The organism is Amycolatopsis sp. cmx-11-12 (assembly GCF_046269425.1).
Classification (GTDB): Bacteria; Actinomycetota; Actinomycetes; order Mycobacteriales; family Pseudonocardiaceae; genus Amycolatopsis.
This window is the reverse complement of record NZ_JADNQM010000061.1, coordinates 22,012-31,963: the sequence shown is the minus strand read 5'-3', so window position 1 is coordinate 31,963 and position 9,952 is coordinate 22,012. Positions and strand designations below refer to the sequence as shown.

At 64.3% G+C, this 9,952-nt stretch carries 11 protein-coding genes and 1 pseudogene; 4 read left to right on the top strand and 8 right to left on the bottom strand.

Annotation, left to right across the window (positions count from 1 at the left end):
• Window positions 1–476 precede the first annotated feature (476 nt).
• From ACLARN_RS42210 to ACLARN_RS42200, 3 genes and pseudogenes are all read left to right on the top strand, one after another.
• A complete protein-coding gene (locus ACLARN_RS42210; protein WP_409497103.1) occupies window positions 477–1,163 on the top strand; it encodes a FadR/GntR family transcriptional regulator in 687 nt (228 codons plus the stop codon).
• A 125-nt stretch (window positions 1,164–1,288) separates the two neighbouring features.
• A pseudogene (locus tag ACLARN_RS42205) lies at window positions 1,289–1,435 on the top strand (hypothetical protein); the annotation flags it as partial.
• Window positions 1,436–1,494: 59 nt separating this feature from the next.
• Window positions 1,495–2,271, top strand: coding sequence for an SDR family oxidoreductase (locus tag ACLARN_RS42200; protein ID WP_409497102.1), 777 nt, complete (start codon window positions 1,495–1,497; stop codon window positions 2,269–2,271).
• Window positions 2,272–2,501: 230 nt separating this feature from the next.
• On the opposite strand, the gene ACLARN_RS42195 is transcribed toward ACLARN_RS42200, so the two are convergent.
• On the bottom strand, window positions 2,502–2,915 hold the full coding sequence (locus ACLARN_RS42195) for a PPOX class F420-dependent oxidoreductase (protein ID WP_409497101.1): 414 nt from the start codon (window positions 2,913–2,915) through the stop codon (window positions 2,502–2,504).
• Window positions 2,912–3,739, bottom strand: coding sequence for an SDR family NAD(P)-dependent oxidoreductase (locus ACLARN_RS42190; protein WP_409497100.1), 828 nt, complete (start codon window positions 3,737–3,739; stop codon window positions 2,912–2,914). The genes ACLARN_RS42195 and ACLARN_RS42190 overlap by 4 nt, the downstream gene beginning before the upstream one ends.
• A gap of 57 nt (window positions 3,740–3,796) precedes the next feature.
• Between ACLARN_RS42190 and ACLARN_RS42185 the strand changes: the two genes are divergently transcribed.
• Window positions 3,797–4,423 (top strand): TetR/AcrR family transcriptional regulator, encoded by a 627-nt coding sequence (locus ACLARN_RS42185; RefSeq protein WP_409497099.1) that lies wholly within the window; start codon window positions 3,797–3,799, stop codon window positions 4,421–4,423.
• Between the two features lie 375 nt (window positions 4,424–4,798).
• On the opposite strand, the gene ACLARN_RS42180 is transcribed toward ACLARN_RS42185, so the two are convergent.
• The 6 genes from ACLARN_RS42180 to ACLARN_RS42155 form a co-directional block, all read right to left on the bottom strand.
• A complete protein-coding gene (locus ACLARN_RS42180) occupies window positions 4,799–5,560 on the bottom strand; it encodes a hypothetical protein (protein ID WP_409497098.1) in 762 nt (253 codons plus the stop codon).
• Between the two features lie 269 nt (window positions 5,561–5,829).
• Entirely contained in the window at window positions 5,830–6,195 is a 366-nt protein-coding gene (locus ACLARN_RS42175; RefSeq protein ID WP_409497097.1) for a hypothetical protein, read from the bottom strand.
• A 1,247-nt stretch (window positions 6,196–7,442) separates the two neighbouring features.
• On the bottom strand, window positions 7,443–8,162 hold the full coding sequence (locus ACLARN_RS42170) for a class I SAM-dependent methyltransferase (RefSeq protein WP_409497096.1): 720 nt from the start codon (window positions 8,160–8,162) through the stop codon (window positions 7,443–7,445).
• A gap of 325 nt (window positions 8,163–8,487) precedes the next feature.
• Window positions 8,488–8,937, bottom strand: a complete 450-nt coding sequence (locus ACLARN_RS42165; protein ID WP_409497095.1) for a histone-like nucleoid-structuring protein Lsr2 — start codon at window positions 8,935–8,937, stop codon at window positions 8,488–8,490.
• A gap of 365 nt (window positions 8,938–9,302) precedes the next feature.
• Complete coding sequence (locus tag ACLARN_RS42160) at window positions 9,303–9,485, bottom strand: CGNR zinc finger domain-containing protein (RefSeq protein ID WP_409497094.1); 183 nt, start codon at window positions 9,483–9,485, stop codon at window positions 9,303–9,305.
• Entirely contained in the window at window positions 9,473–9,877 is a 405-nt protein-coding gene (locus ACLARN_RS42155; protein WP_409497093.1) for an ABATE domain-containing protein, read from the bottom strand. Before ACLARN_RS42155 ends, ACLARN_RS42160 begins: the two co-directional genes overlap by 13 nt.
• Between the last annotated feature and the right edge of the window lie 75 nt (window positions 9,878–9,952).

Genomic DNA, 9,952 nt, shown 5'->3' with positions numbered 1-9,952 from the left:
CGCCCGCGACCGAGCCCACGACTCCAAGACCGCCCGATCCTCACCACTGATCACCAAACCCGACGAAGGCATGACCCATCATCGCAAACCCACGACCGTAAACCAACTAACGACGCGCGACACTAGGCCCCACCGTGGCAGCGAAGGAGAAGTACCTGCGGGATCGGCACAGTGTCACTCTAACACAACTCCTCAGACAAGCTGACAAGCACGCTGGTGAATGCGCCGTATGAGCGCTTCGATACACCGCTCAGAGTTCCGGCTCCCTGCTGAGGCGGTCCGGGCACTCGTCGATGCCGTGGTCGGGTTCGATGGAGCGGTGCTGCGATACGGCAAGTTCTACGAACCTCGGACTGTCCAGCCCGTCGTCCGGATTGATGCAGCTGCGAAACTTACGGTCGCCGTGTTGGATCGGGCGCGCGGCATCGTCACGATCGTCGACAGGGCCGGCATCAGACTGAGAAGAGGGCAGCACGATGGGGCAGGTGCAGCGAACATCGCTGGCCGATCAGGCCGCGCGATTGCTTCTCGAGCGGATCCGCTCGGGTGAGTGGCAGCTTGGCGCGAAACTTCCAGGCGAGACCACGCTGGGTCCACAGCTCGGTGTCGGTCGTTCCACGGTTCGGGAGGCTATCCGACAACTGGCTGGGCGCGGTGTCCTCCAGACTCGGCAGGGTGCCGGGGTGTTCGTCAACGCACTCGACGTCAACGAAGGCTGGGACGTCGTGCTGCGGCAGGCAGACATCGCCGCGGTCATCGAGGGCCGCATCGCGATCGAGACGGAGGCTGCGGCACTTGCGGCGCAACGGCGTACAGCAACCGACCTACGAACACTACGACGCGCCCTTGCACAACGCGCCACGAAAGGGCAGACCACCGAGGGATACGTCGACGCGGACATGGCACTTCACCGCGCCGTCGTGACCGCGGCCCATAACAATGTCCTGCTCGAACTCTTCGACGGATTCGCGCCAAGAGTCCGCGAAGCGATGATCGACATGCTCCGCCTGCAACCGGACGATGGTCGTTCATGCTCCGATGCGGCGGACGAGGATCAGGAGGAGCATGTCTCGCTCGTGCAGGCTATCGCCGACCGTGAACCCGGCGCGGCCGCCCAGATGAGCAGGGCTCACCTCACCGCGCTGAAGGCGGCGCTGTCGTGAGCCACGGCCGTCGTTGCCCGCGAACTACCGTCGTCCAACTCGACCAAGGCGACGTCCCTGCCGCGAGCGGACCGTCACAACCTGATCAGTTTCGCATTCCAGCCAGGCGAAGCAGAGGAGGAGTGATGGCAGACGGTTCCCGGTCAGGCCCTGCTCGACTGACACAACCCGCGAGCCGAAAGTGCGCGGATGTGGAGGGCGCAATGGCGGACAGGGTCGCGATCGTGACGGGAAGCTCGCGCGGCATCGGGCGTGCGATCGCCCAACGGCTGGGCGCAAGCGGCGCCGACGTGATCGTCAACTACCGGACGGTACACAGCGCGGCTGCCAGGTGGTCACTGCGATCGAAGACAGTGGGGGACGCGCCGTCGCCGTGGCGGCCGACGTCACCGATACCGGCCAGTTGCGCGGTTTGCTCGGCGCTGCCGAGTGGCACTACGGGGGCGTCGACATCGTGGTCAGCAACGTCGGGCTCGCCAGGTTCTCGCCGATCGCGGATGCCTCGGACACCGACTACGACCTGATTTTCACCACGAACACCAGGTCGGCTTTCATGGCCCTGCACGAGGCTGCCAACCGGGTGCGAGACGGCGGCTGGATCGTGGTCGTGTCCAGCGGCGCGGCCGTGACTTACCGTCCCGGTACTGGCGTTTACTCTGCGAGCAAGGCCGTCGGCGACGCGCTCGTCCGCGTGCTGGCCAAGGAGTTCGGACCGCGCGGGATCACTGTGAACAGCGTGCTTCCCGGCGCGACGCGTACCCTTGGGCTCACCGCCCACCAGCCGCCCGGCATGCGCGAGCTGATCGCCGCGCAGACCCCTCTTGGCCGGCTGGGCGAGCCGGACGACATTGCCGAGATCGTCGCCTTCCCCGCCTCCGACGCCGCCAGGTGGTCACCGGCCGGACCTTGCACGCCGGCGGCGGCTGTTCTGACTTTCCTCAGGAGCCAGGCAAAGTCCCCGACCAGACGAACACTGGCCGGAGCGGGCATCGAGTCCGTCGAGCAAGACGCTGCCCCACTTAAAGCACTTGCTGGCCAACCGAATCGCGCGGTCGTATCAGGCACTCCGACCATTAGCCGTGTCGCGGCCTGGGACCAAGTCAGATGACGTCGAAGAGGGCGACGAGCTCGTCCGCGCCGCCCCAATCCGCGGCACAGCATTCTTTGTCCGCCGACGCGGCCGCTCAGTACCGATTAGGGTTGAGAAGGCCTCCACCCGGCCGCACTCACATGGCGTATCACTTCTCGTCAGCCATTCAGAGTGGCCACCCAGGGTGTGAGCTGGTCTGCGCTCAACTCGGCTCGTGCGGACGTTGGCCGTTGCGCGCTCTATGGCGGTCATAGTCGTCCGATGACTCGGTGCGGGGTGAGCCTGGCGGCGATGATGTCGCGGGTGTCGTGTCCGGCTTCGGGTGTTTGCTTGATGTGCTCGGCATAAGTCAGCCCGATGTATTTCATGGAAAGGTTGTCGCGAAGTCGGAACCGGCCCTCGGTCTCGAGGGCGACGGTGCCACGCAATACCGCGTAGGTGTATGGCGCGTCGGGCGGACTGACCAGCACGCTGATCCGCGGGTCGCGGCGGATGTTGCGTTCCTTGCGGCTACCGACGGCCATCATGAACAGCACTTCCTGGCCGTCCCGCAGGATCCAGACCACGGACTGCTGAGGGGTGCCGTCAGGCTGAATGGTCGCAATGGTGGCGAACACCGGCGAGTCGAGCAGCTCCCGCAGCCGCTCCTGGGAAACCGTCATGTCAGCAACTCCCTGGTGATGGCGTGCAGCCGCCGTGCCGCGGCCGGATCGAAGGCGTCCTTGGTCAGCGGAAGTGGACTGCCCTGTGCCCACGCGCTGACCAGTGCCGCGGGCGGGTCATCAAGCAGCCGGGCGATCGGCCGGATCGCCTCGGCGACCGGGGCCCCCGTTCGCCGCAACTGGTCGATCAGGGCTGTCGTGTGGAGGTCGTAGGTCCCGGAGAAACTGGTCGCGACGACTCCCGGATGCACCAACGCGTACCGCGTTCTCGCCGAGGGATGATGCAAACCCCAGCCGACGGCGAGCAGGTCGTTGAGCCGCCCGCCGTGGGACAGCGCGGTCGACAGGGTATAGCCGAGGGCCAGATCGAGGTCGTCCCACGGCGGATCACCGCTGGTCTCGCCAGGCCCCGACACGTTCACGATCACCGGTCGCGGGGCGGTGTCCAGCAGATCGGCCAGCCCATGACTGAGCAAGTACCGGCTCAGGTAGTACAGGGCGAAGGTCAACTCGAAGCCCTCGGCGGTGACTTGCCGATGGGAGCTGACATGACGGGCGGTCAGCACCAGCGCGTCCATCTGGTCGAGCCGCTCTCGCACCGCCGCTATCGCCGACCTCGCCCCCGCGACCAGGCTCAAGTCGGCCGGGATGAAGTGCGCCCGTCCGGCCGCGCCCAGCGCGGCAGCCTCGGCGAGGAAGGACTCACCCTTCGCGGAGTTCCGGCCGATGATCGTGACCAGATCGCCCCGGCGCAGGTATGCCAACCCCAGTGCCCGCCCGATCCCGTCCGTACCCCCGGCTATAACCAGTGTTTTTGAACTCACTGGTTCAGTCTAATGAACCACGGAGTAAATATTCAAGTGGAGGCTACGATCCTTGCCGTGAGCAGAGCAGGGACCGAGGCCACCCGAGGCCGGATCGACAAACGGCGCTCCATCTTGGACGCCGCCTTCACCGTGTTCGCGCGTGAGGGTTACGCGCAGGCATGCGTGAAGACGATCGCCGCCGAAGCCGGAGTCGCCAAACCCACCGTTTACAACCACCTCAACGACAAGGCCACCTTGTTCCAGCAGGCCATAACCGCCGCTGCGGACAGTGCACACGCCGCGGGCGCAGCCGTAATGGCACAACTCTCCGACACTGGCGACCTGCACGACACCGCCATCCACCTGCTGCGCCTGCACGCCACCCCCGAGTCCATCGCGCTACGCCGACTTCTCTACTCCGAACTGCCGCGGTACCCCGAACTGCTGGACACCGCGGACTACACCAACCGGATCCAGCACAGCCTGGCCGACCGGTTCGCCCGCATGTCCCTCTCCGGACACCTGCGTGCCGAAGAGCCGGACCTGGCCGCCGAACAGTTCCTCGCACTACTCACCGGCCCCTGGGACACTCGATCCCGGCTCGGCACCCGGACGGTCCCCGACATACAGACGCGAGAGATCGCTAAAGCCGCAGTAGCCACCTTCCTGACGGCATACGGAACCGGGCACTCCCTGAAATAAGGACACCTCCCCATTCGTTGTCCTACGCAGCCCAGCACCCAACGCCGCGCGCGATGCGGATGACGGAGAGCAGTAACAGATGCAGGTCGCCGGATCCCGAGCCGCATCGCCTCCATTAGGGCGAATCAGCACTCTTGTCCTGGTCGGCAGACCTTTGCACTGGAGCGGGCGAACTCGGAAAGCAAGGTGAGTACGCCTCGCAGGACTACGGGGCGTCGCCGCCAGGTCCAGGAGCTTGCATGCGCCAGCAATCCCAGTCGAGCGCACTCATCAGTGCGCAACAGAATTATACGAAACCAGATCTGCAGAATGAACGCCGACCGAGTTGATCAGCGAACTGGGTTCGAATCCCACTGGCACCCGGTTCGCAGGATGTCAACCTACGCAGGTTGAGATACAACGGACGGCAATGCTGGTGCTCATCTCGTTTCCCGGGCCGGATATCAAGCCTGTGATGAGATCATCCAGGTTCTCCCTGCCCCCGCAGCCGGAGAACGGCGGGATATCGAAGCCACTTTTAAGCGTGGTAGGTGGCGCCGCATCCTGCAGCCCGACCAAACCTCTGATCTTGATCGCCATGGGACTTCGCGTTCTGCAATTCGCCCCCACATCGAGGACTTTTCCATCGACCTTGGTCTCACTGAGATGGATCGTGAGCCGTAGTGTCAAATCGACAATCACCGAAAAGTACTTCTTGCCGTCAGGGAACACCCGAGCCGCTACCTCGCCGGCATCGCCTGGCTCCTTCAGCAATGAACCACCCTGATCCCCTTCAGACCGCAGCTCCACAGTGCTGGTCACCGGCATGAAGCCGAACGTCACGAAGTACGCGTTCTCGGTCTTTGGCAGCGTGATGGAGCCGGTCAGAGTCCTGCTGGCCGCGTCGATCGTACTGTCGTAACGCCCTTCGCCGGTAGCCAGGTTCGAACCGAGCTTCGCGATGCGTGAGACCGTATTCCGAACATAGTGCGACGCGGTCAGGCCCGCGGCAGCCGAAGCCACGGGCCTTGGTGCCGCCGACTCATCGACGCTTGAATCGCCGGGCGCGGCGGAGGCGGAGCTCAGGGACACTGCACCGGCGGCGAGCATCACCCCGATCGCCAACCAACGGGTGCCACATCGAGTTACCAGGGCCATGGCCACCTCCTTTACCATTGGACAGGATGCACGCCGACGCAGACTGGAATGCAAGCGTACTCGAGTGAATTTTCGACACGCAAGCATTCCTGTTCGACATCAGGCTTGAGACACCTCATCTGACCAATATTGCCATCTCCGCGCGATACGACACCGTGAGCATTGCCATGCACGTGACAAGTGCACACCCTTGGCCGAGCGCAGCGTTATATCCCAGAAAAAGAAACGCCTTCCATGTCCACATGCAATATACAAAGAGTTATCAAACCTCACCTACTTTGCATGTCCGCGAACTGTGACGGCCAGCCGGAAGGGTTCCGAGCAGCCCAGCCGCGCCGTTGCCATGGCGGATCGCGACCGACACCGACGCGCCGACGGGTCTCAAGTTGCTCGGAATCGTGGTGCCACGAGCAGACGTTGTGCTGCCGGTAGGCGATCTGGCCGTACTCCGCGAGCGCGCCACCAATGCGATAGCGGTCCGGATTCAGGGTTCCTCTCCAGAAGCCCGCATCCACCAGAGCCGTCACCAGCCGGAGCGTCGTACTCACCGGACAGTCAAAACCAGTGGCTGGCCAGGGGTTCCCCACTTCTTCGCCATTGCGAAAACTGCCGAGCAGGGCCAGCGCCCGCGCCACGGTCCGGACTCCGCTGCCCCCGTTCGCACCGAGGGCAGACAGTACTCCGCTTCCCGGATACGGAAAACTTCCCTTGGCTCTTGTGGAGCGTATTCACTCGGGCTTCAGACCTATACGGTCGAGGCCGAACCCGCTGGCTCACCTTCCACCGTGCAATTTTGATACTCAAATCCGGCGAGGGACGGAGCGACAGCGCGCGAGTGCGCCGACAGGGTCGACTGGTTGCAACAGGCCCCATGTGCGGACAGGTGAACCTCACGAATCAGCAGACAAGGGCAGACATGAAACCCACCGCTGTTCACGAGACAGCACGACGACCGGTTTCGTCTTCATCTCTGCGGCAGAGCACCATGAAGGCCAAGGCCGCGGTAGCCTTCTCGCCGTGGGAACAATGATAGTTGTGCTAGTCGTCATCCTCGTGGTTTTGGCCATGGCGGGTGTCGGAATCTTCCTTCTCATAAGAGTGCTCAGCAAGCCGCGGCAGGCGGCCCGGTATCCGCAGGCTTTGCCGGGCCAGCAGCCGCCTCGTCCTCCACAAGACTGGGGACGATAGACCACCTCTCAACCGACAACGTCCGACGTCGCACCCCGGCGGTAGCTACTCGACGTGCCAGAGGTGACGCGAGCACTTCCGTCCGGCTGAGCAGGGAGCTGCACGTGAGATACGCGCGGACTCACGAGGCCGTTCGCCCGGCCATCTGCAGACCCAGGCCGTGCTGGAATTTCGCACGTCTCGATCGCCGTGTAGCCCTCGCCGTCTTCCTTACCCGGTCACCGCCGGTCCCCTGCTGACCACCCCGAAGAGCCAGACGCTGCACGGCACCACGGCCTGCACACTGTTTGTCGCGGCCGTGTGCAAGTGGTGAGTGCGATACTGTGCGGCGACCGGGCGGCGGCCGCTCACGCCGATCCTGCCCGCGGCCGCGTTCCTCGAAAAGGTGGACCGCGGCCAACCCGCTCGACCTGCAGGAGATCCTGGTCGATCAGGCAGGACCGTGGGGATGAGGCGGCGACATCACGCGGACCCTAGTCCTGCCAAAGCCGGTGAAGGTCACCCACTGGGTCTGGGGTAGAGACCAAGGCCGCGACCGAAGCCGGCATTCGCCCTGGATCAGATCGTGACCGATACCCACCCACGGCTCCCCTGTATGCCTGGTTCATCCCGCTGTGGGGAAGCAATGCAAGTCTCCACGTCCGAGCGCCGCTCCGTGGTGAATCCAGGACTTCGGCTGACTCAGGCAGATGTTTCACTCTTTCCACGCGAAGAACACGTACTCCAGGCCGGGACGATCCGGCGCCTCGCGGACCTCGGTGACGCGGTAGCCGTGCGCGGTCAGGTCCGCTTCCACCTCGTCACGTTCACGGAAGCGCAGCGTCGAATCGGAGATCAATTTCTGTCCGTCCGACGCGAACACGCAGGTCCAGCGGAACGTCACCAGCGGCGGGCTGACATCGACCACCTCCAGCCAGTCCTCGATGGTGCCCACGCCGTCAATGTGCTGAACCGTACGGGTCGCTTCGCGGGTCCACTCCCGCCACGCTTGCCGGGCGGGTACTCGTGTCTCGAACACAAGGTGCCCGCCGGGTCGCAGTGAGGTATGAGCGCCGCGCAAAGTCTGTGACCACTGTCGCTCGTCGACGATCGCCTGGGCGACGTTCCCTGTCATGACGGCTAGGTCCGCGCGGATCACCGGCACAGTAATGCCATGGATCCATCGCACGCGCTCTGCTCCCGGTTTGGCTCGGGCGACGTCGAGCGACGCGGCCGCCGGATCCAGTCCGGTAACCGCGATGCCACGGTCGGCCAGCATCAGCGCTAGTGTCCCGGTGCCACAGCCGATGTCGAGCACAGAGCGAGCACTCAACTCGTCCGCGATGGCGACGTACACATCCAGATCGTCACGAACCGGATTGAGCGGGTCGTACAGCGCCGCCAGCATCGGGTGGTGGTATGCCTCGTCAGCCACGCGAGCAAACGTACTCAGTCCCTCGCGTGCAGCGCAGCTGTTTTAGGCCTGTGCGAGCAGACGGCCTGCGATCCACGACGGACTACCGCGAACGGTCGCTCCCCGAACCCGATATGCACCTCGTCCAGCGCCCGCACCAGCGTCACGTCAGCTTACGTTCCTTCGAGCATTGCCGGCTCGATCAACCGTCAGCGGTCGTCAGCCGCGACCGGCTGTCGACCGCTGGAACTGGAGGAGCAGGACGCGCCCTCCTCGGTCGCGAGTTGCCCCCTGGCCGCCACACTGGTCATTGCCGCTCAGCAACCTGCTAAGCCAAGAGTGCCCGTCAGTTGCTGGCGACCTTCTTCTTACGGGGCGAACGCTTGCGCGCTGGTTTCGCCGTCACCTCAGGCTCGGCAAGGGCCTGCGAGGCGGCAATTTCCGCGGCCTCGAACGCTTCGTAAATGTCCTGGGGAATTCGGCCACGTTCGGCGATCGAGTAGCCATTTTCCCCCGCCCAGGCACGCACCCGCTGGTTGCGCTGCCGATCGACCGTGCTCTTGACCCCATTCGCGGCACTGTCCGCCGTCCCCTGCCCAGCCGCGACTTTGACGCGGCGTCCCCCCACACGCTTGCCCGACTCGACGTAGCGCGCGAACTCGTCGCGCAACGCCGCGGCGTTATCGTCCGAAAGGTCGATCTCGTATGAGACGCCGTCAAGCGCGAATGGAACGGTCTGAGTCGCGACCCCACCATCCAGGTCGTCCACGATCTGAACGACAACCTTCTGAACCATGTGAGCCTTCCACCTTGCCACGCAGTGATTCCACCGCTTCAACAGTCCTCGGTGAGCGTAACCTGACGTCACCGGATCGGCGGTGTGACACCTTCTCGAGCAGTCAAGTCGTCGACGCACTGACACCAAGTGCACCCATCGCCAGCACGCCTTCACGGACAGCAAGCACGACCTCAGGGCAGACGAGGAAGTCACCACTTCCAGACGTACGGGTGGACCGCTGGTCTATCTTCCGTACGAGACGCGCATTTTGCTGGCAATGTGCGCCATACCCGGGCGTGCGCTCCAACGAGGATGACTTCCTCATTTGAACCAAGCCGCTGAATCGTGACCCACTGGAAACTTGACGTCGGCCCCTGGCGCGGTCAGGGATCGTCTGGCATTGCCGCACCACGGCGGGCGCGGAGAGCACGAACCCTGCCTCGGCTTGCGCACGCGGCGGAAGGACACCAGCGCCGGCGGCCCGGCGGGTCGACGAAGACACCCCGGCAATCGTGCTCCGGGCAGCTTTTCAGAGCGAGCCGGTCGGCGCCTGTCAGGTGGTCCACGGCCTGGCGGGCGATACGGGCAAGGGCGTCACCGGTAGTTGCGGGACATTCGCGTCGCAGTCGGTCGTCCGCAAACAGGCGGATCTGATCGTCATGCTCAGATAGGAACGCGACCAAGCCCCCGGCAATGTCCGACGGTGGCGGCTGCCCGTCGACGGTGCCAGAGCAAGAGTGCGCAACATCTCCCGCAGCTCCCAAGCCTTGAGCAGATCATTCTGATCCGGTGACCGAACCGGGGACAGTTCGCAGCACTTCAGCCACTCGGCAAGCAGCCGGGGGCTGGCCAGTCTTTCCACCGGATTCGCGCTGAATGTTCGCCCCTTCGTAGCGAGCAGATTCAACCACACGCTGCCGCAGTCGAACCGGAAGGCAAGCGCATCCTCCTTCACCATACGAACATGGTAACGCCTCTAGCGTTACACGTGTGCCAGCGTAGAGGTAACGCCTGAAGCGTTACATAAATTGGA